Source organism: Dongia rigui (genome assembly GCF_034044635.1).
Taxonomy (GTDB): domain Bacteria; phylum Pseudomonadota; class Alphaproteobacteria; order Dongiales; family Dongiaceae; genus Dongia; species Dongia rigui.
In genome coordinates this window covers 20,456-41,686 of sequence record NZ_JAXCLX010000004.1, presented here as the reverse complement: position 1 = coordinate 41,686, position 21,231 = coordinate 20,456, and the positions used below count along the sequence as shown (strand labels likewise).

The window sequence follows — 21,231 nt, the reverse complement described above, 5'->3', positions numbered from 1 at the left end:
CACCCCCGGGCGAATGCCGTCTTCGAGAGTGGATGCCCGGGTCAAGCCCGGGCATGACGCGATGAGTTAGGTCGGCCTAACGGATATCAAGCGGCGGCAAGCTCTTGATGAGGTCGTCGAGCGCCTTCATCTGCGCCAGGAAGGCCGGCAGCTTGTCGAGCGGCAAGGCGCAGGGGCCGTCGCATTTGGCGTTATCGGGATCGGGATGCGCCTCGATGAAGAGACCGGCGATGCCAACCGCGAGGCCGGCACGGGCCAGTTCCGCCACCTGCGCGCGGCGACCGCCGGAAGCGCCGGCCATCGGATCGCGCATCTGCAGGGCATGGGTCGCGTCAAAGATGATCGGCAGATTGCCGCTCACCGACTTCATGGTGCGGAAGCCCAGCATGTCGACCACCAGATTGTCGTAGCCGAACGAGCTGCCACGCTCGCAGAGCAGGATCTTTTCGTTGCCGCATTCCCGGATCTTCTCGACGATGTTCTTCATCTGCGGCGGCGAGAGAAATTGCGGCTTCTTGATATTGATGACCGCGCCCGTCCGGGCCATCGCGTCGACCAAATCGGTCTGGCGCGCGAGGAAGGCCGGAATCTGGATGATGTCGCAAACGGCTGCCACGGGGGCCGCCTGCGCCTCGGTGTGTACATCGGTCAGGACCGGCACGCCGAAATGCTGTCTGATGTCGCCCAGCAGTTTCAGCCCTTCCTCGACACCGGGGCCGCGGAACGAGTGGATCGACGACCGGTTGGCCTTGTCGTAGGAGGCCTTGAAGATATAGGGGATGCCAAGCTTGGCCGTCGCTTCGCAAAAGGCCTCGGCAACGCGGAAGGCGGTGTCGCGATCTTCCAGCACATTCATGCCGCCGATCATCGTCATCGGCTTATCGTTGGCGATGTCGATTTTGCCGACGCGGATCGTGGTCATCTCTGCAACAGCCTTCTTAAACCAGACGCGATTGGTGGACCGCTGCCTCGATGAACGACACGAAGAGCGGATGCGGTTCGAAGAGGCGCGATTTCAGTTCCGGGTGATACTGCACGCCGACGAACCAGGGGTGGCCGGGAATCTCGACGATCTCCGGCAACACGCCGTCCGGCGACATGCCGGAGAACCGGAGACCGACCTTCTCCAGCCGCTCCTGGTAATGGTAGTTCACTTCATAGCGATGGCGGTGCCGCTCGCTGATGGTGAGCTTGTTGCCGTAGATCTGCGACACCAGCGAGCCAGCGCTGAGATTGCACTCATAGGCGCCGAGACGCATCGTACCGCCGAGGTCACCGTCCTTGGCGCGTTTTTCCAGTTCATTGCCGCGGACCCATTCGGTCATCAGGCCGACCACCGCGTCCTCGCAGGGGCCAAATTCGGTCGAGCCGGCCTTGGTGACACCGGCCAAGTGCCGCGCTGCCTCGATGACCGCCATCTGCATGCCGAAGCAGATACCGAAATAGGGAATCTTGCGTTCGCGGGCGAATTTGACGGCCTGGATCTTGCCTTCCGAACCGCGCTCGCCGAAGCCGCCCGGCACCAGAATGCCGTGCACGCCTTCGAGGTGCTGCACCGCGTCTTCGCGCTCGAAGACTTCGCTGTCGATCCAGTTGAGGTTGACCTTGGCATGGTTGCTGATGCCGCCATGGCGCAGGGCTTCCGCCAGCGACTTATAGGCATCGAGCAGCGAGGTGTACTTGCCGACAATGGCGATGGTGACCTCGCCCTCCGGCTGGCGGATGCGGTTGACGACTGCTTCCCATTTCTTGAGGTCGGGTGCCGGTGCCGTCAGGCCAAAATGGCGCAGCACTTCGTCGTCATAGCCTTCGGCATGATAGGCCTGCGGCACGGCATAGATCGTGTCGACATCGAGCGCCTGGATCACGGCCGAGGGGCGCACATTGCAGAACTGCGCGATCTTGCGGCGGGAATCCGCCGGCACTTCGCGGTCGCAACGGCACAGCAGGATGTCCGGCTGTATGCCAACCGATTGCAGTTCCTTCACCGAATGCTGCGTCGGCTTGGTCTTCAATTCGCCGGCTGCGGGAATCCACGGCACCAGGGTCAGGTGCACGAACATCGAGCGTTCGGGACCTACCTCGTTGGCGAACTGACGGATGGCTTCGAGGAACGGCAGGCTTTCGATATCGCCGACCGTGCCGCCGATTTCACAAAGAACGAAGTCTTCGTCTTGGACGTCGGCCTTGATCCATTCCTTGATCGCGTCGGTGATGTGCGGAATGACCTGGATGGTGGCACCGAGATAATCGCCGCGGCGCTCCTTGGCGATCACTTCTGAATAGATGCGGCCCGTGGTGACGCTGTCCGAGCGACGACTGGAGATGCCCGTGAAGCGCTCGTAATGGCCAAGATCGAGATCGGTCTCGGCGCCGTCATCGGTCACATAGACTTCGCCGTGCTGATACGGGCTCATCGTGCCCGGATCGACGTTGATGTAGGGATCGAGCTTGCGCAGCCGGACCTTGAATCCGCGTGCCTGCAGCAAAGCGCCGAGCGCTGCTGACGAAAGACCCTTGCCGAGAGAGGAGACCACGCCGCCGGTGATAAAAATAAATCGCGTCATGGGTGGTCCTTATGGAACGAGTCGGGGTAGTCCGGCAAGCGCTGTGTGCTTGCCGGTCGGAAGGTCCTGATGGATCACGGTTTATTGGCCGGAGGGAGCCGCCGGCTGGGCCGGTGCGGTCGGCGTCGTGTTCGTGACGCCCGAGTCGGCGGGCAGATCACCCGCCGGCGCCGCCGGGGTGGTCGTCACGGGCGTCGCGCCGACGATGGTCGATTTCGCTGCCCGGTGGCTGTCCGAATAGGCCAGGAACAGGCTCGTGCAAAAGAAGCCGACAGCCAGCCAGCGCGTCGCTTTGGTCAGCAGATTGGCCTGCTGGCGACCCGACAGGAAGCCGGCCATGCCGCCGGCGGCACCGCCGCCAAGGCCACCCATCCCACCCTCATTCTTCTGGGTCAGGATGATACCGATAAGGAAGATCGTGATGATGACGTGAATCGCCAGGACGATCGGGAACAGGGCTCCCAGCATGGACGTACTCGCAAGTTCTTGAAATGTCGAAATTCGGCGCGGGTTCTAGCGGTTTTCCGCCGGAATGACCAGCGCCAATTTAAGCGTGTCAGCCAGCGGATTTGGCCGCCCCTTCGGCAATGCCCCAGAAATCCTCGGCTTTTAGGCTGGCACCACCGACAAGGGCGCCGTTAACCTCGGCCACCGCCATCAGTTCAGCCGCGTTCGATGGCTTCACCGACCCACCATACAGGATGCGCATGCCGGCGCCGCCAGTGACCCGGCTTTTGAGCAACGCCCGGATATGGCGGTGCATGGCCTCGACATCGGCCGCCGTTGGCGTCTTGCCGGTCCCGATCGCCCAGACCGGCTCGTAGGCGATCACCGTATTGCCGGCATTTGCCCCTGAAGGAACGGATTCAACGATCTGTTTTTCAACGATTTTGAGCTCTTCACCGGCATTGCGCTGCGCTTCTGTTTCGCCCACGCAGATGATGGCGGTCAAACCGGCCGCCAGCGCCGCCTGGGCCTTGGCAGCGACCATGCCTGAGGTCTCGCCATGGTCCGTGCGGCGCTCGGAATGCCCCAAAATCACGTAGCTGCAGCCAAGATCGGCCAGCATCGGGGCGGCAACATCGCCCGTGTGGGCGCCGCTCGCATCGGCATGGCAGTCCTGGGCGCCCAGGGCCAGCTTGGATCCCGCCAGCGCGGCGCCGACGGCGGCCAGGTATGGAAAGGGCGGGCAGACCAGCAGATCGACATTGCCTTGGCGACCTTTGAGGGCACCAACCAGGGCGCTTGCCATGGCAAGGCTGCCGTTCATCTTCCAGTTGCCGGCCACCAAGGGCCGAATTCCCGGCGTTGCCATATTCTGACTTCCCTTCCTGCTGCCCCGAATTGAGCTTCGCAGGGCCTATAACACGCCCCCTATGTGGCCGCCAATCTGGCGGATTCCAGCCCTTGCCCGCCCCCTGCCCCCTCCCTATGATGCGCGCCGCTCTAAAAAACGGGCGCATCATCAAGGCCGGCCAGGGTTAGCCCAGTGGGTTTACCGGCGTAAAATAGGTTTATCGGGGAACATGCTTAGCTCCATTCGCAAACACACGCAGTCTTGGATCGCGAAGGCGCTCTTTGTCTTCCTAATCGCGTCGTTTGGCTTTTGGGGTATCAATGACATCTTCAACAAGGCCCAGGTTGGTCAACCGATCCTGAAAATCGGCAAGAACTTCGAATACACCCAGACCGATTTTGATCGCGAATTGAAGCTGGCCCTGCAACGCGTTTCGCAGATCCAGGGCGTTCAGGTGACACCGCAGATGTTCGCGGCCTTTGGCGGCGCCCAACGCCTGGTCGAGCAGGCCGAAAACAAGGGCCTGCTGCAAGCCTATGGCGAGAAGCTCGGCATCGACGTGCCGCAGGCGGCTGCCGTCCAGACGATCCAGGGCGACCCCAATTTCGCCGGGGCCACTGGCCAGTTCGACCGCGCGCGGTTCGAATACTTCCTGCGCCAGCTCGGCCAGAGCGAAGCGCAGTATGTCGAGAGCATTCGCGGGCAGCTCCGCGCCAATCAGGTCCTGGTGGCCATGATGGGGGCGCTCGAGGCGCCGGATCCCCTTGTGACGGCCGTTTACCACTACACCCAGGAACAGCGCAGCGCCGAGCTGCTCACCATCCCAACCGCCAGCATCACCGATGCCGGCACACCGGACGATGCCGCACTCAAAAAGTGGCATGAAGACCATGCCGACAAGTACAAGGCGCCGGAATACCGTGCTGCGACCCTCATCCAGATGGCGCCGGCTGATTTCGTCCAGGACGTGACCGTCACGGACGACGAGATCCAGGCGGAGTATGATACGCGCAAGGCGGAGTTCTCGACACCTGAAGTGCGCGACGTGCAGCAGGTGGTTGTGCAGGACCAAGCTGTCGCCGACAAGATTGTGGCCGACGTCAAAGGCGGCCAGACCTTCGCCGACGCCGTGAAGGCCGAAACGCAGGGCGACCCGGTCGCGCTGGGCCAGGTCACGAAGGACAAGTTGCCGACGGATATCGCTGACGCCGTCTTCGCCCTGCCAGCCGATGGTGTGTCGGAGCCGCTGAAGAGCCCTTTCGGCATTCACGTCGCGCATGTGCAATCGATCATCCCCGGCTCCACAAAGACGCTTGAGGATGTGAAAGGCGAGATCCGCAACAGCCTCGCCCTTGGCCGTGCCGCCGATGCCATGGAAAGCGTGCGCGAACAGCTGCAGGACGAACTGGCCGGCGGCGCCACGCTGGAAGATGCCGCCAAGAAGCTGCAGCTTCACACCCAGAAGATCGACGCCATCGACGCAACGGGCAAGGATGCTGCCGGTACCGATCTGGCCCTGTCACCGGATGCCGTGAACCTGATCTTCAGCACCGAGCCGGGCGACCCCAGCGACATCTCCGCCCTCAATGACGGTTCCTATGCCGTGGCCCAGGTGACTGACGTCACCGCGCCGGTCGTCAAGCCGCTCGACCAGGTCAAGGACCAGGTGACGCAGGATTGGATCGCGGCCAAGCAATTGGAACTTGCGACTGCCAAGGCCAAGGCTTTGATGGAGAAGCTGAAAGGCGGCGGTGACCTCAATGCCGAGGCGACCGCCATGGGCCTGACGCTCAAGATCAGCAAGCCGTTCTATCGCGGCGAAGGCGATCCGGACAACGGCGTGAACCCCGTCATCGCCCAGGCCCTCTTCAAGTTGAAGGTGGGCGAGATGACCCAGGGTGAAAGCGCCGAGGGACCGGTCGTGGCACGCCTCACAGGCATTACACCCGCCTCGCCGGAAACCCATGCCGACGATTTGAAGCAGCTCTCCGAGCGGGTAGCGCAGTCGCTCGCCAGCGATGTGCAGCAGCAATTCTATGAGGCGTTGAAAGCTGAGATCCCCGTCGAGCGCGATGACACGCAGTGGCAAAAGCTGATCGAGCAAGCCGATCAATAAATGCCAAAACTGCGGGGATATCGATCATGAAAGTGGAACCGGATTTCGAGCGATTTGCCAGTGGCCACGAAGCGGGAAAACCGCAGCTGGTCTGGACCCGGCTGATCGCCGATCTGGAAACCACCATTTCGGTGATGCTGAAGCTGGCCGACGGCCGCACCAATTCCATCCTTTTGGAATCGGTCGAAGGTGGCGCCGTCCGGGGCCGCTATTCCATCATCGGCTTGAAGCCCGACGTGATCTGGCGCTGCCGGGGCAATGCGGCTGAGATCAACCGCAATGCCCGATTCGAGCCGGAGAAGTTCTCGGCCGAAAAGCTGCCGGCGCTTGATTCCTTGCGCGCCCTCATCAAGGAAAGCAGGATCGACGTGCCGGCCGGCCTGCCGCCCATGGCCTCGGGCCTGTTCGGCTATCTCGGCTATGACATGGTGCGGCAGGTCGAAAAGCTGCCGGAGCTCAAGCCCGACAAGCTCGGCCTTCATGACAGCATTTTCCTGCGTCCAACCCTCATCGTCATCTTCGACAATGTCGAGGATTCGCTGACCATCGTGACGCCGGTCTGGAATACGGACGGGCTCAACGCGCGCGCGGCCTATAATCAGGCCTTGGAGCGCATCAACGATATCGTCGCGGATCTTGATCGCGGCCTGCCGCAGCAAGGTGGGGCCGTCGACATGGCCAGCCTGCCGGAACCGCAATCCAACATGACGCGGGACTATTTCGGCGAGATGGTCGCCAAGGCCAAGGACTACATCCTGGCCGGTGATATCTTCCAGGTCGTGCTGTCGCAGCGCTTCTCCTTGCCGTTCAAGCTGCCGCCCTTTGCACTCTATCGCTCGCTACGGCGCCTCAACCCCTCGCCTTTCCTGTTCTTCCTCGATCTCGGCGGCTTTACCATCATCGGTTCCAGCCCGGAGATTCTGGTGCGCCTGCGCGACGAGAAGGTGACGATCCGCCCCATCGCCGGCACCCGTCCACGCGGCAAGACGCCGGAAGAAGACAAGGCCAATGCCGCCAGCCTGCTCGGCGATGAAAAGGAACTGGCCGAGCATCTGATGCTGCTCGATCTGGGGCGCAACGATGTCGGCCGCGTTGCTGCGATTGGCTCGGTCAAGGTGACGGAGAAGTTCACGATCGAGAATTACAGCCACGTCATGCACATCGTCTCCAACGTCGAAGGCAAGATCGACGGCAAGCACGATGCGATGGATGCGCTGATGGCAGGTTTCCCGGCCGGCACGGTGTCCGGCGCGCCCAAGGTGCGCGCCATGGAGATCATCGAGGAACTGGAGCCGGAGCGGCGCGGCGTCTATGGCGGCGCTGTCGGTTACTTTGCCGCTGACGGGTCGATGGACACCTGCATCGCGTTGCGCACCACGGTCATCAAGGACGGCACCATGTACGTTCAGGCCGGTGCAGGCATCGTGCACGATTCCGTGCCGGAGAGCGAATTTCAGGAAACCCATCACAAGGCGCGCGCATTGATACGCGCCGCGCAGGAAGCGGTGCTCTTCGCCCAAAGCGGCAGTCGAAATCGGTAGCCGGGCGATGATTGTCGAACTCGACATCCCGTTCGACAAAGTGACTTCCCCGCTGGTGCGCGCCTTCTATCAGATCTGGGACCAGAAACGTGGTGATCGGCCAATGCCGGCTTGGGCTGACTTCGACCCGGCCCAAATGCGCGGCCTGTTGCCCAACATGATCGTCGTCTCGATCGAGCATGACCCATTCCGCGTTTTTTACCGCCTGATCGGCACGAAGGCCGCCAGCTTCCGCCACGAATTGACCGGCCGCTATCTGGATCAGATCACCGAATTCCCCGACGACGTGCGCGCGGAATTGGCGGCCGAGTACCGGCTCGCCTGCCACCAGCGGCGACCAACTTTCTCACGGGATATCCTGACCACCACGTTCGGCCATGCGATCACCTTTTCCGGTTCGATTTTTCCCTTGTCGAGCGACGGCACCACGGTCGACCGCTGTATCGCCATCGAGGATTACGACGGCACCCGGCCGGACGACATCGCCGAGGCCGATACCGGCAAGGGATACGGCAAGAAAGCGGAGTGAGGAGGCCGCAAGTTCAGCCGGCTGCCGGTTCAAGCGTGAGGTCAAAGCGCTGCTCGCGCATGGGGCGACCCCAGGTATTGGCGTCCTGCTCTTCACCCAGCGTGAAGCCCGTCTGCTCATAAAGGCGCCGCGCCGAGTCCAGCCCGGCAAAGGTGTAGAGATAGACGTGGCGATAGTCGCGCTCGCGGCAAAAGCCGATCGCCCGGTCGAGCAATTGCCTGCCAAGCCCCGTGCGCTGCGCTTCCGGTGCCACGATGAACCAGCGCAGGTGTGCGCCCCGCCCTGCATGGTCGATGCCGTCGATGGCGATCGATCCCAGAAAGCGTTCGTCCGGCCGTCTGGCGACCAGCAGCAGGTCACGGTCACGGTTCATATTGAGCACGAATCCGGCGAGATCGGCCGATACCTTGACCTCGAATTTCATGCCGAAGGACCATGCCTGGGCATAATAGCGCGCATGGGCACCAACGATATCCGCGACGACACCCGGATAATATTCATGGTCGAACTGCATTCGCACTGTTCCTTCTTCAGCCGGCAACACCCTCGCGCTTCTTGATGATGGTGGTCAAGGGCACGATAGCAAAGCCTCTCGCCTTGGCCTCAGGCAGCCAGCGCTTCAGGACGGCAATCGTACCTGGATGCGGATGCCCGATCGCCACGGCATAACCTTGCCGAATGGCCACCGCCTCTGCCGCCGCCAACTGCCGCGCCACCGCCGCCTCGCTCATATCGTCGTCGAGGAAAATGTCGCGGGCGATATGGGTGACCCCCATCTCAGCCGCCAGCTTGTCACCCACGCTGCCGGCGATGGTCTTTGAATCGAGGAACAGCAGGCCCCGGCGCTTTGCCTCCTGCAGCACGATGCGCATGCCGGCGGCGTCCTGGGTGAAACGGCTGCCCATGTGGTTGTTGAACCCGACATAGCCCTTGAAACGCCCCAGCCCCCAAACGATCCGACGCAGCAATTCGTCGCCGTCCATGCCGACATCGAGCGCGTTGGGTCCGGGATTGACCGCCGGGTTCACCGGCTGCATCGGCATATGGACCATGATCTCATGCCCCTTTGCCCGCGCCTCGCGCGCCAGTGCCGCCGAATTCTTGGCGTAAGTCATGATGGAGAGGACGATGGGTGCCGGCAACGCCACCGCCATTTCCGCATGCTGAGGTGCTACACCGACGTCGTCGAGCACGATCGTGATCATCGGCCGGTTTCCGGGATCCCGGACCGCGACCGAGTTCTCGAGCCATTGCGCCGCCGCCGGTTCCTTGTCGCTGCGCGAGGGCAGCGCCGCCGCGTCGTCCTCGGCCGGCAACACGATATCCGGGGCGGATTGATGCGCACCTTCTTCGGCCTGGGCCGGGATGTCGGCAGGCGCGGACGGCGCCGGAACCGGCGTTGCCGGCGTCTTCTCGACAAAATCTGGGGCGACCGCGGGGGTCTGCGCCGCGGGCTTGGCTTTGCTGGCGGCCGGGGTTGATTTGGGCAGCGTCGCCGGTGCCTCGGCGACCGTCATGGGCGATGGCGGTTTCTGCAGCAAGGCCGGCGCCAGGAGCGTTATCGCCAAGCCGATAGCAAGGCCAAGGACAATGCCCGCAGTAAACAGCAGCGTGCCCTTGCGCAGTGCGCCGCCAGCCCCCGCCAGCGATCCGATCAGCCCCCGCCATGCCGCGCCGGCGCCCTTGCGTCGCGATCGTCCGGCCGGTGTCCGCTTGCGGGACTTTTGCTTGCGCTTTGCCATGCTATTCCTCATCGACCTCATTAGCGGTCGTGGGCATGGCACGCAAGCCGAGCGAGGACAGCGCCAGGAAAAGGACGACGCCGACCTCATAGCTGCCAAGATCGGTGCGTCGCCCCAGCCAGAATGGCGCAAAGGCGAACAGCAGCGCCGAGATGTAGGCGATCGCTGCATTCGCCAGGACCAATTGCCGGTGACGCGCGGCCAGCCGCAGCAGGTCGACGATGACGCGCGGGTCATTCCGCGTCGTCGCCACGCGGGCGTCCGGAGTCTGCTCCATCAGGCGCCGGCCGAACGGCAGTACGACATCTTCCGCCGCCAGGCCCGCCGGCGGCGCGTCGGCCGCGACGACCAGCAGCGCACCGCTCTCGTCCCGCATCCGATGCAGTTCCTCGGCGACGGTTTCGGGCTGATCCGACAGCAGGCGGCCGATCTTCAGATGCTTGCCCAGGGCCACATGGCCGGCGTCATTTTGATTGGCAAGCCAGGCGGTCGCCAGCCCCAGCCGATCCAGGTTGCGCACAGCCTCGACAGCCCCCGTCACCGACGGCGCGCCGAACACCAGCAGGCCGAGCACCTGGCGTGCTGGGAGAGCGGTGCCCACCCAGCGTAGCCGGCGCCCCTGCTCACGCGCCTTGTCCGCCGCCGGCGCCAGTGCGGTGCAATCGATGCCGTGCTCCTCAAGGAATTCGCGCGTGCCGATCAGGATCTGCTGGCCCTCGGTCATGGCCATCATGCCGGCGCCGATCTTGCTGTGATAATCCCTGGCCGGCTTGAGCCGCATGCGATAGCCGACAGCAAAATCGAGGATCGCCTTGCCCCAGGGATCGTAGCCCAGCTCGGCCACGGCTGCCGCACGCCGGATCAGGTCGGTGGCGGCCATGCCCTCGACCGGCGTCGCGGTGATGAAGCGCAGGCGGTCCGGCACCAGCACGCCGCGATGCCCGATGACGACACCGCCAATGCGCCGCAAGCGGTCAACCACGGCGATATCCCGGATCTCGAGCCCCAGCCGGCGTGCCGCCGCAAGCACTTCCGAGGACGGCGCTGTCATGACAAAGCCCAGGCCCAGCGGCGCTGCCAGGGACAGCATGCGCAAGGACGCGGCGATGGGATCGCCCGCCTCCTGCCATTGCCAAAGCCGGACACCGATGACGATCAGCACCAGCCCCAGGGTCCCGCGCGCGATCCAGTCCAGGATGCGTTGCAATCCGTCAGCCGTCACAACCCGGCGCGCGGCGGCAGCCTCTGCCGGCCGCTGCACCTCGATCGTCAGCGTGCCATCGCCATTGCGGGCACCCAGATGCACCCGCGCCCCGGCTGACACGACGATGGGGAAAACATCGTCCGCTCCGACCGGATCCTGGATCTCGCTGATGCCGTCGACCACCACGCCATCGGCGGGAATGAGATTGCCTGGCGCCACCACGATGCGGCCGGCAGGCGGACGGGGCAGCGGGACCAGCGAAGACCGCCGCGCCTGACGCAGGATCATGCCGCCCAGCATGGCGACCGCGACGAGGCTGGCGCCGAACGCCGCATCCCGCCAGATGACCAATTGTTGGTCGATTTGGACTTCCATCGGCAGGTGATGGAAGCGCCACAGGCTGAGCGCGAAGGCCGCACTCGCCCCGGTGACGAGCAGCGTGTCGCTATCGATGCGCAGGCGCATAAGCTTGCCAAGCGCACGTTGATAGACCGGCAGACCGATGCCGAACTGGATCGCGCCGGCAGCGGCCAGCACCAGCCCCGTGTAATCCAGCACCGGCTTCAGTGGCGACAAGCCCCACCAGGTCCCGGTCAGCCCCAGCACCAGCAGCGGCGCCAGCAGCCATGGCAGGCGCAGGACATCAACCAGCGTCATGTTCGCACGTACGCCCTGCCAACGCATGGGATCCTTCAGCCTCCGAATCTTCCGTTCCAGCAACACCCCTGCTAAACTCCGGCGAACGCCGTGCCCGGGGATTACTAAGATGTTCATACTAATCGATAATTACGACAGCTTCACCTACAACCTGTATCATTACCTGGGCGAGCTCGGCGCCGAGATCGAAGTCTACCGCAACGATCAGATCACGGTGGACGCGGTGATGGCAAAGGCGCCCCAGGGCATCATCCTGTCGCCCGGCCCCTGCGACCCCGACCGCGCCGGCATCTGCCTCGACCTCATCAAGACGGCGGCTGGCAAGATTCCGGTGCTGGGGGTATGCCTGGGCCACCAGGCGATCGGCCAAGCCTTTGGCGGCAAAGTGGTTCGCGCCGGCAAGCCGATGCATGGCAAGATGTCCCATGTGCATCATGGCAACAAGAGCGTGTTCCAGGACCTGCCCAACGATTTCGCGGCGACCCGCTACCACTCGCTGGTTGTCGACAGGGAAACACTGCCAGCCGATCTCGAGATCACGGCAGAGACCGAAGACGGCACCATCATGGGCCTCGCCCACAAGACCCTGCCCATTGCCGGCGTCCAGTTTCATCCCGAAAGCATCGCCTCGGAGCATGGCCACAAGCTGCTCGGCAATTTCCTGACCTCCGCCGGCCTCAACAAGCTCAAGGCCCCGGCAAGTGCGAAGGCCGTGCAGTGAGCGCCGCAACCGACCTCAAGGCCCTCATCGGCGTAGTGGCACAAGGAAAGGCCCTGTCGCGCGCACAAGCCGAGACGGCCTTCAACATCATCATGACCGGCGAAGCGACGCCGGCCCAGATCGGCGCCTTCCTGATGGCGCTGCGCGTGCGCGGCGAAACCGTCGACGAGATCACCGGCGCCGTCAGCGTGATGCGCGAAAAGATGACCCGCATCCAGGCGCCGCAGGGTGCCATTGATGTCTGCGGTACCGGCGGCGATGGTGCCGGCACGCTCAACATCTCGACCGCGGTCGCCTTCGTCTGTGCCGCCAGCGGCGTCACTGTCGCCAAGCACGGCAACAAAGCAGCCTCCTCGAAAAGCGGCGCCGCCGATATCCTCACCTCGCTCGGTGTCAATATCGATGCCGACATGAAGGTGCTGGAAGCGGCGCTGTTCGAGGTCGGCACCAGTTTCCTGTGGGCGCAGAAGCACCACAGCGCCATGCGCCATGTCGGCCCTGCCCGGGTCGAGCTTGGCACGCGTACCATCTTCAACCTGATGGGGCCGATGTCGAACCCGGCCGGCGTCAAGCGCCAATTGATCGGCGTCTATTCGCGGCAATGGCTGACGCCGATGGCCGATGCCCTGCGCGCCCTCGGCACCGAGCACGCCTGGCTGGTGCATGGCAGTGACGGCCTCGATGAGATCACCACCACCGGCCCGACCCATGTCGTCGAATTGCGCGACGGTCAGTTGCGCGAATTCGAAATCTCGCCAGAGCAGTTCGGCCTGTCGCGCAGCACGGCGGCGGAGTTGAAGGGCGGCGATCCGGGTCAGAATGCCGAGGCCCTGCGCGGATTGTTCGATGGCGTCGTCGGCCCCTATCGCGACATCGTCCGCCTCAATGCGGCTGCCGCATTGCTGGTGGCCGGCAAGGTCGCCGACATCCCGCAAGGTTTGGCGCTGGCGGCAGACGCGCTCGATTCCGGCAAAGCCAAGGCGAAGCTCAAGGCGCTGGTCCGTTTCACCACCGAGAACACCGAAGACGTGCTGCAATGAGCGACGTACTTGCCCAAATCTGCGATGACAAGCGCGTGCATGTGACCGCGTGCGAAAAGGCGGTGCCGCTGGCCGAGATCCGCCGCCGTGCCGAAGAGAGCCAACGCAGCGACCCGCCGCGTGGCTTCGCAGCGCGCCTTGAGAAGGCCGTGCAGGACGGGCATTTCGGCCTCATTGCCGAGATCAAGAAAGCCTCGCCCTCGAAGGGCCTGATCCGCGCCGATTTCGATCCCGCGACTCTTGCCAAGGCTTACAAGGCCGGCGGTGCCACCTGTCTTTCGGTGCTGACCGACATGCCCTATTTCCAGGGCGCCGATGCCTATCTGCAGCAGGCCCGGGCAGCAGTCGATTTGCCGGCGCTGCGCAAGGATTTCATGCTGGTGCCCTACCAGATCTATGAAGCGCGCGCTCTGGGCGCCGATTGCATTCTTCTCATCATGGCCTGCCTCGACGATGCGCAGGCTGCCGAGTTGGAGGCCCTCGCCTTCTCCCTCGGCATGGATGTGCTGGTTGAAGTGCATGATGCGGCGGAGATGACGCGCGCCTTGCAGCTGAAATCGCGGCTGCTCGGCGTCAATAACCGCAACCTTAAGACGCTCGCCATCGATCTCGCGACCACAGAACAGCTCGCCGCCATGGCACCGAAGGACAAGTTGCTGGTGGCCGAAAGCGGGCTCTACACCACCACCGACCTCGAACGCATGAACCGCATCGGCGCCTCGATCTTCCTGGTCGGCGAAAGCCTGATGCGCCAGGCCGATGTCACCGCCGCCACCCGGGCATTGCTTGGTGCCCGCACGCCGCTCAATTCGGCCGCCTGAATGTCGACGCTCACCCATTTCGATGAGTCCGGCAATGCCCGCATGGTCGATGTGTCCGACAAGGATGCGACCGAACGATCGGCGACAGCCAAGGGCTCGGTCTACATGTCACCTACGACACTGGCGCTCATCCGCGATCGCGAGGTCAAGAAAGGCGACGTGCTGACGGTGGCGCAGCTTGCCGGTATCATGGGCGCCAAGCGCACGCCCGATCTCATTCCGCTCTGCCATCCCCTGGCGCTTACCTCGGTGAAGGTCGAGCTGCAGTTGGATGCCGCACGCAATGCCGTCGACATCACCGCCACCTGCAAGCTGGTTGGCAAGACGGGTGTCGAGATGGAGGCCCTGACCGCCGTCTCGGTCGCCGCCCTTACCGTCTACGACATGGTGAAGGCGGCCGATAAGAGCATGCGCATCGGCGACATTCGCCTGGTGCACAAGAGCGGCGGCAAGTCCGGGACCTACGAGGCGCTCTGATGCTGCCGGTCGCCGAAGCGCAGCAACGCATCCTCAGCACCTTCGCACCGCTCGTCGGCGAAGTGGTCGGTATTGACCGCGCCGTTGGCCGCGTCCTTTCTGCACCCGTCGTGGCGCGCCTGTCGCAGCCGCCGGCCGCCGTCTCTGCCATGGACGGCTATGCCGTGCGGGCGGCCGACCTTGGTGCCCTGCCGGTGAAGCTCCGCGTGATCGGCACCATCGCTGCCGGCATCGCGCCGGCCGTCACGCTCAAGCCCGGCCAGGCGGCACGCATCTTCACGGGTGCCATCCTGCCGGGTGCCAGCGACACGATCGTCATCCAGGAAAACTGCGACCGCGACGGCGATCATGTCACTGTGCGCGAAGGCAGCACCACGCTTGGCCAGCATGTCCGCGCTGGCGGCAATGATTTTCGCCTCGGTGAAGTCGGGCTCGAAGCCGGCCGGCTGCTGAGCGCCCGCGACATCGCCCTGGCAGCTGCCATGAACTGGCCGAGCCTCAGCGTCACGCGCCGCCCGCGCGTCGCATTGCTCTCAACCGGCGATGAATTGCAGCATCCGGGCGAGCCGCTGGGACCGGCCCAGATCATCGCCTCGAACGGCATCGGCCTCGCCGCCTTCGTGACCGCTTGCGGCGGCGAACCCATCAATCTCGGCATCGCCCGCGACAACATGGCCGATCTCCACCGCGCCCTCGATGGTGCGCGCGGCGCCGATGTGCTGGTCACCACCGGCGGTGCCTCGGTTGGCGAGCTCGATCTCATCCAGCAGGCATTGAAGGACAAGGGGGCCAAGCTCGATTTCTGGAAGATCGCGATGCGCCCGGGCAAGCCCGTGATGTTCGGAACACTGGGCGCCCTGCCGGTCCTGGGTCTCCCCGGCAATCCGGTTTCGGCCATCGTCACGGCGACGCTGTTCCTGCGCCCTCTTATCCAGCACCTGCTGGGTCAGAAAGGGATCGATACGCAACCCGTCTTCGCCCGTTTGGGTACGGCCCTCAAAGCCAACGACCAGCGCCAGGACTACCTGCGCGCGACGCTCACCCGCGGCGCGGACGGCAGCGTGGTCGCAAGCCCCTTCCCGAAGCAGGACAGCGCGATGCTGTCCCTCATCGCCAAAGCCGACGCCCTCATCATCCGCCCGCCACATGCACCGGCGGCCAAGGAAGGCGATGTTACCGAGATTCTTCCGCTCAGCGGTGGATGCTTGGGAATCTGAAGCGTTAGGGCCTTAATCCCCGAGCTTGCTTGACTGGCACTTGCTCGCCTTGCATTCCTGGGTACGTTCTTCGAGGAAGGCGATGCGATGCCGCGTTTCTTCGACGGCGCAATCGAGGTCGACGAAGTTGTCGTCGCCTTCCTGCTTGCTGCATTTGCCATTGCGCGCCCGCATCCAGGCCAGCTCGCCCTTCTTCAGCGTCGCCTTTTCGTCTTTGGAGAGCAGCTTCGTAAGTTCGCCATAGGCCTTGTTGAGATCGCCATCTGCTTCGATATAGAGCTTGGAGTAGCAATAGACGTCGTCAAAGGCGTTCTTCGGGTCTTCGCAATCCGCTTTCGCCTGGCCGCCCCATGTTATCGCTGCCAACACAATCGCGGCGGCACCCAGACCTTTGAAAAGACTCATCATTGCTCCCCATTTCGTGACGCGGCCGGCTCGGCCGATCCGGTGGTGAGCCTCGCAAAACCCCGGCCGATTCTCAACTTGGGATTGCACCGGGCCCGCTGCGCCGCGGCGTCATCTTGACCAAGTGTCAGGTAGGGTCTTGACTTTATCATGAACTAAACTAGAACATATGTAGTTGTTGATCGTTTGTTCCGGCCCAACATGTCGGCTAAGCGCCAAGATTGGTCGGTCGCAGGAGCAAGCGGTCCCGTTGAAACCAGCCGGATGCCCACGAGGGGGCGGTGTTCGGCAGCACCTTTTTGAGGGGGTAGTACGGGCATGTTGACCAGAAAACAGCGCGAATTGCTGCAGTTCATCCAGGACCGCCTCGGCGAGACCGGCGTGTCGCCGTCGTTCGATGAAATGAAGGATGCGCTGGGCCTGAAGTCGAAATCGGGCGTGCATCGCCTGATTACCGGCCTTGAGGAACGCGGCTTCATTCGCCGCCTGCCGCATCGGGCCCGTGCGCTCGAAGTGATGCGTCTGGCCGAGGATCAAGTGGGCGGCAAGCCAGCACCGGCGACGCCGGCTGCGGCCGATCGCGAACCCGCGCGCCGCGGTTTCACTCCCAGCGTGATTCAAGGCGATTTCACCCCCACCCTGCCCGGCGCTGTCGTGGCGCAGGCCGGCCACACCGTGCAACTGCCGCTCTATGGCAAGATCGCGGCCGGCACGCCGATCGAAGCCTTGCGCGACAACAGCAATGCCGTCGACGTGCCCGCGGGCATGCTCGGCCGTGGTGAGCATTATGCGCTCTCTGTCGAAGGCGATTCCATGATCGACGCCGGCATCCATGAGGGCGACACCGTCCTCATCGAGCGCTGCGAGAATGCCGAGAACGGCACCATCGTCGTGGCACTGGTCGACAACAATGAAGTCACGCTGAAGCGCCTGCGCCGCAAAGGCGATTCCATCGCACTCGAGCCGGCCAATCCCAATCACAAGACGCGGATTTTTGGCCCCGATCGGGTCAAGATCCAGGGTCGTCTGATTGGCCTGATGCGCCAGTACTGATCCCGCTTTCTGCAGACGGCGCGGCCTCCATCGGCTGCGCCGTTTTTGCAAAGCGTTGCAGGGTCCAGGGCCGCTCGCCCGTATCGAAAGCGCGCGTTACCACGAATGAACCGTCGGCGTTGATCGTGATGGCATGTGTTCCATGCCGCCACAGGTCGAAGAAATCGATGACGCGCTCGGCCGAACGGCAGCCGTCTTCGATCGGCTCCAGACTGATGACGAGCCGCGCCGTCAGGCAGGCAGGCCCTGCACCTGCTTCCGTCAGCGCCACGGCGATATAACCCATCCGCGTGTCGAAGCGGCACCAATCCGCCGTGCAGTCGCCAGAGCCTGGCATGTCCGCCGCGGCGATCTGTTTTGGTGCGCGCATCGCGTCAATGCGCGCCTGGTGCGTGTTCAGGGGCATCTCCGGCAGCGGCGGCTGTGGAAATGGCAGGCGCTTCTCCTGCGCGTTTCGGCGCATCCAGGTTTCCGCCGAGATCTTGGCCGAACGTATCGAGCTGAAGTGATAGAGGCCGTCCGGCTCCAGAATCGCCACCAAGCGGCTGCTTTGCCCGCCGGCGAAGGCGAGGATTTCCGGCGGGCGCTGCGTCGCCGGCGACAGGCAACCAATCAAGAGCAAGGCGAGGCCCAGCCATTTCCATCGGCCGATGACAAGGCAGAGCCAGACGAGACCCAGGCTCGCGGTCAACAGGCCGATAATCGGCATAGCAGGAATGAGAAAGACCGCCCCGGGCCAATCCGCCACCCAATGCGCGATGGCGATGATGACATCACAGCCCCATCCCATTGCGACCAGGGGCCAATGCTCCAACCCGAACGGCATCGCCAGCAAGGCCAGGACAGCCAGCGGCATGATCCAGAAACCGGTCAGCGGTACGGCCAGCATGTTGGCGGCGATGCCGTAGAGGGTCAGCCGGTTGAAGTGATAGGCGGCGTAAGGCGCCGTCATCAGGCTGGCGATGAGGCTGGTCACCATCAGGGTGCCGAGCCAGACGCCACCCCGCTCGGCCACACCGATGACGCGGCCAAAGAAATCCGGCGCGTCGCGGCCGACACGGCGCAGCGCCGAGAACTGCGCGCGCCCGCCGTCAAAGACGCGCACCAATCCCAGGACGGCCGCAAAGGACATCTGGAAGCTGGCACCGATCAGGGCTTCCGGTGCCAGCAGCAGCACGACGATGGCCGCAAAAGCGATGACCCGCATCGATATCGGCGAGCGGTCCAGCAGGATGGCGCAAAAGAACACACCGGTCATGACCAATGCGCGCTCGGTAGGCACCGGCATGCCGGCAAGACCTGCGTAGAAGAAGGCGCCGCCGAGGGCCAGCACAGCCGCCCATTTCTTGATATCGAAGCGCAGCGCCACCGGCGGCACCAAGGCCAGCAGGGCGCGCACGCCGAAAAAAAAGATGCCGGCGGCAAGACCGATATGAAGCCCGGAGATCGAGGTGAGATGCGCAAGGCCCGAATCCCGCATGGCCTGGACATCATCGGCCCGCAAGGCCGTCTGGTTGCCGACGATCAGCGCCATTGCCATCGCACCGGTGGCGCCCGGCAGTTCCGCCTGGATGCGCCGCCCGATAGTGAGGCGCAGGGCATCGAACCAATCGAGCAGGCCTGCGATGGGAGAGGCATGGGCCTGTCCGCCTTCGATCTTCACCGCCGGTTGCAGTGAAAAACCGACACCGCCCAGTCGTTCGAAAAAAGCCTGACGTCGAAAGTCGAACGCGCCCGGCATGGCCGGCGGGGCTGGCGGCTGCAGATCGGCCACGACCTTGATCCAATCGCCGATCTGGATCTCTTCGCTGGCCTTGGCGAGCTTGATCCGGACCTGCGCCGGTAAAATGGCGGCATCGAGAACGCCGTCTTTGGCAGTCGAGATCGCGAGTCCGTCGAGTGTCACGCGCAGGCTGCCGGGATAAAGCTCGACCTCAACCACCCGCCCGGTCACATCGGCCCGGTAGAGGGACCGACTGAGCTGGGGTGCCCCCACCCAATCGGCGCGCCAAGAGGCAACAGCAAATCCGAGGCTGCCCGTCAGTAGCGCCCCGACGATGATCAGCGCCAGGGGCCGCCGGCGGGCCAGAACGGCCAACGCGACTGAAGCCAAGATCAAACAAGGACCGACCCAAAGCGCCGGCTCTATCGGCAGGCCAAAATAGACTGCGATCCCGGCACCAAGGGCGACCGCGGCCCAGCCCGGCCAATTGGGGCGCTGTGCGGCGATAAACTCCTCAATACGTTCCCAGGACAGGCCGGGCATGGCTTTCTAATCTTCGATAAGTTGTATATCCCTCGTATCAGATCGCCTCACGGCTGGGTAGCCTGATCTAGCCCGGGCGGTACTGGGCGGTGCCGGAAGCATTGCCTGGGCAGTCGCTTTTCGTGTTAGAACCCTGCCAAAATCAACACCTCCATCGGATCCACATCATGACCGTCGTTACCCGTTTTGCCCCCTCGCCGACCGGCTTCCTCCACATCGGTGGCGCCCGCACGGCCCTCTTTAACTGGCTCTATGCACGCCACCACAAGGGCATCTTCCATCTGCGCATCGAGGACACCGACCGGGTGCGTTCAACCGACGCTGCGATCGAGGCGATCATCGACGGCCTGAAATGGCTGGGCCTGGGCTGGGATGGCGACATCACCTATCAGTTCGCCCGCGCACCGCGTCATGCCGAGGTAGCGTTGCAGATGCTGGAGGCCGGCAAGGCTTACCGCTGCTATTGCTCGCCCGAGGAACTGGACGAGATGCGCAAGGCCGCCCAGGCGGCTGGCAAGCCGATGAAGTATGACGGCCGCTGGCGCGACCGCGACCCCAAGGACGCGCCGGCCGGTGTGAAGCCCGTGATCCGCTTGAAGGCGCCGCAGATTGGCGAGACCATCGTGGTCGACGGCGTGCAGGGGGAAGTGCGGGTTGCCAACGAACAGCTCGACGATATGGTGCTGCTGCGCTCCGACGGGACGCCGACCTATATGCTGTCTGTGGTGGTGGATGATCACGACATGGGCATCACCCATGTGATCCGCGGCGACGACCACCTCACCAACACCTTCCGCCAGCGCCAGATCTATGACTCGATGGGCTGGGAGGCGCCGCATTTCAGCCACATCCCCCTCATTCACGGGCCGGACGGTGCCAAGCTCTCCAAGCGCCACGGCGCGCTCGGCGTCGAGGCCTATCGCGACATGGGCTATCTGCCGATCGCCTTGCGCAACTACCTGCTGCGCCTCGGCTGGGGTCATGGCGATGACGAGATCATCTCGACCGAGCAGGCGATTGAGTGGTTCGAGCTATCGGGTATCGGCCGCTCGCCCTCGCGCTTCGACTTCGCCAAGCTCGACAATCTCAACGGCCATTACATGCGCCAGTCGGATGACGGCGAATTGGCGAAGGCCGTGGCCGATCGCCTCGGCAAAGCCAGCGACGCGAGCGGCATCGCCCTACTGACCCGCGCCATGCCGGGATTGAAGAGTCGCGCCAAGAACCTCAAGGAGCTTGCCGAGAATTCGGCGTTCTATCTGCAGGCGCGTCCCCTGCCCTTTACTGACAAGGCGAAGGCGATCCTCTCCGCCCCGGAAACGGTCGGCCTGATGCCCAAGCTGATCGAGGCTTATGCCGGTGCCGACACATGGGCTGCCGCACCGCTTGAAGAGAAGGCGCGCACCTTTGCCGAGAGCAACGGCGTGAAGCTCGGTGCTGCGGCGCAGCCCCTGCGGGCGGCACTCACCGGTTCGACCCAGTCGCCGCCGATCTTCGAGGTCATGGAGATCCTCGGCAAGGACGAGGCGATGGCGCGGCTGAAAGACGCCCCGCTCGGGTAAAGAAAAACCCCGCCTC

Annotated in this window: 19 protein-coding genes; 10 read left to right on the top strand and 9 right to left on the bottom strand. The window is 63.9% G+C overall.

Features of this window, described 5'->3' with window-relative positions; translation table 11 throughout:
* Positions 1-76: 76 nt before the first annotated feature.
* The 4 genes from kdsA to tpiA all read right to left on the bottom strand — a co-directional run bounded on the left by kdsA (position 77) and on the right by tpiA (position 3,882).
* Positions 77-922 (bottom strand): 3-deoxy-8-phosphooctulonate synthase, encoded by an 846-nt coding sequence (gene kdsA, locus SMD31_RS19045; RefSeq protein ID WP_320502522.1) that lies wholly within the window; start codon positions 920-922, stop codon positions 77-79.
* 16 nt (positions 923-938) lie between these two features.
* A complete protein-coding gene (locus SMD31_RS19040; RefSeq protein WP_320502521.1) occupies positions 939-2,567 on the bottom strand; it encodes a CTP synthase in 1,629 nt (542 codons plus the stop codon).
* Positions 2,568-2,648: 81 nt separating this feature from the next.
* Positions 2,649-3,035: a preprotein translocase subunit SecG gene (gene secG / locus SMD31_RS19035; RefSeq protein ID WP_320502520.1), complete on the bottom strand. Its 387-nt coding sequence runs from the start codon at positions 3,033-3,035 to the stop codon at positions 2,649-2,651.
* Between the two features lie 88 nt (positions 3,036-3,123).
* Positions 3,124-3,882 carry a triose-phosphate isomerase gene (tpiA, locus tag SMD31_RS19030; protein ID WP_320502519.1) on the bottom strand — a complete coding sequence of 253 codons (759 nt, stop codon included), beginning with the start codon at positions 3,880-3,882 and terminating at the stop codon, positions 3,124-3,126.
* A gap of 211 nt (positions 3,883-4,093) precedes the next feature.
* On the opposite strand from tpiA, the gene SMD31_RS19025 reads away from it, so the two are divergent.
* The 3 genes from SMD31_RS19025 to SMD31_RS19015 are packed head-to-tail and all read left to right on the top strand — an operon-like array spanning position 4,094 to position 8,050.
* The gene (locus tag SMD31_RS19025) at positions 4,094-5,980 is read left to right on the top strand and encodes a peptidylprolyl isomerase (RefSeq protein ID WP_320502518.1); all 1,887 of its coding nucleotides are present in this window, start codon (positions 4,094-4,096) and stop codon (positions 5,978-5,980) included.
* A 26-nt stretch (positions 5,981-6,006) separates the two neighbouring features.
* Positions 6,007-7,521 (top strand): anthranilate synthase component I, encoded by a 1,515-nt coding sequence (gene trpE, locus SMD31_RS19020; RefSeq protein WP_320502517.1) that lies wholly within the window; start codon positions 6,007-6,009, stop codon positions 7,519-7,521.
* Between the two features lie 7 nt (positions 7,522-7,528).
* Complete coding sequence (locus SMD31_RS19015) at positions 7,529-8,050, top strand: PAS domain-containing protein (RefSeq protein ID WP_320502516.1); 522 nt, start codon at positions 7,529-7,531, stop codon at positions 8,048-8,050.
* A gap of 13 nt (positions 8,051-8,063) precedes the next feature.
* On the opposite strand, the gene SMD31_RS19010 is transcribed toward SMD31_RS19015, so the two are convergent.
* Genes SMD31_RS19010 through SMD31_RS19000 form a run of 3 tightly spaced genes read right to left on the bottom strand, consistent with a single transcriptional unit; the run spans position 8,064 to position 11,680 of the window.
* The gene (locus SMD31_RS19010; RefSeq protein WP_320502515.1) at positions 8,064-8,564 is read right to left on the bottom strand and encodes a GNAT family N-acetyltransferase; all 501 of its coding nucleotides are present in this window, start codon (positions 8,562-8,564) and stop codon (positions 8,064-8,066) included.
* Between the two features lie 16 nt (positions 8,565-8,580).
* Positions 8,581-9,792, bottom strand: coding sequence for a divergent polysaccharide deacetylase family protein (locus tag SMD31_RS19005; RefSeq protein ID WP_320502514.1), 1,212 nt, complete (start codon positions 9,790-9,792; stop codon positions 8,581-8,583).
* Between the two features lies 1 nt (position 9,793).
* Entirely contained in the window at positions 9,794-11,680 is a 1,887-nt protein-coding gene (locus SMD31_RS19000; protein WP_320502513.1) for a hypothetical protein, read from the bottom strand.
* Positions 11,681-11,762: 82 nt separating this feature from the next.
* Between SMD31_RS19000 and SMD31_RS18995 the strand changes: the two genes are divergently transcribed.
* The 5 genes from SMD31_RS18995 to SMD31_RS18975 are packed head-to-tail and all read left to right on the top strand — an operon-like array spanning position 11,763 to position 15,929.
* Positions 11,763-12,374, top strand: coding sequence for an anthranilate synthase component II (locus SMD31_RS18995; protein ID WP_320502512.1), 612 nt, complete (start codon positions 11,763-11,765; stop codon positions 12,372-12,374).
* On the top strand, positions 12,371-13,414 hold the full coding sequence (trpD, locus tag SMD31_RS18990; RefSeq protein ID WP_320502511.1) for an anthranilate phosphoribosyltransferase: 1,044 nt from the start codon (positions 12,371-12,373) through the stop codon (positions 13,412-13,414). The genes SMD31_RS18995 and trpD overlap by 4 nt, the downstream gene beginning before the upstream one ends.
* Positions 13,411-14,235, top strand: a complete 825-nt coding sequence (trpC, locus tag SMD31_RS18985) for an indole-3-glycerol phosphate synthase TrpC (protein ID WP_320502510.1) — start codon at positions 13,411-13,413, stop codon at positions 14,233-14,235. Before trpD ends, trpC begins: the two co-directional genes overlap by 4 nt.
* Entirely contained in the window at positions 14,236-14,712 is a 477-nt protein-coding gene (gene moaC, locus SMD31_RS18980) for a cyclic pyranopterin monophosphate synthase MoaC (protein WP_320502509.1), read from the top strand.
* Positions 14,712-15,929 (top strand): molybdopterin molybdotransferase MoeA, encoded by a 1,218-nt coding sequence (locus tag SMD31_RS18975; protein WP_320502508.1) that lies wholly within the window; start codon positions 14,712-14,714, stop codon positions 15,927-15,929. The genes moaC and SMD31_RS18975 overlap by 1 nt, the downstream gene beginning before the upstream one ends.
* A gap of 12 nt (positions 15,930-15,941) precedes the next feature.
* Here SMD31_RS18975 and SMD31_RS18970 read toward each other — a convergent pair whose 3' ends face one another.
* Complete coding sequence (locus SMD31_RS18970; RefSeq protein ID WP_320502507.1) at positions 15,942-16,337, bottom strand: lysozyme inhibitor LprI family protein; 396 nt, start codon at positions 16,335-16,337, stop codon at positions 15,942-15,944.
* 315 nt (positions 16,338-16,652) lie between these two features.
* Here SMD31_RS18970 and lexA point away from each other — a divergent pair, with 315 nt between their 5' ends.
* On the top strand, positions 16,653-17,387 hold the full coding sequence (gene lexA / locus SMD31_RS18965; RefSeq protein WP_320502506.1) for a transcriptional repressor LexA: 735 nt from the start codon (positions 16,653-16,655) through the stop codon (positions 17,385-17,387).
* Here the strand turns inward: lexA and SMD31_RS18960 are convergent.
* Positions 17,344-19,653: a ComEC/Rec2 family competence protein gene (locus tag SMD31_RS18960; protein ID WP_320502505.1), complete on the bottom strand. Its 2,310-nt coding sequence runs from the start codon at positions 19,651-19,653 to the stop codon at positions 17,344-17,346. The two genes, lexA and SMD31_RS18960, sit on opposite strands and share 44 nt — an antisense overlap.
* 167 nt (positions 19,654-19,820) lie before the next feature.
* On the opposite strand from SMD31_RS18960, the gene gltX reads away from it, so the two are divergent.
* Positions 19,821-21,215 (top strand): glutamate--tRNA ligase, encoded by a 1,395-nt coding sequence (gene gltX, locus SMD31_RS18955; protein WP_320502504.1) that lies wholly within the window; start codon positions 19,821-19,823, stop codon positions 21,213-21,215.
* Positions 21,216-21,231: the final 16 nt, after the last annotated feature.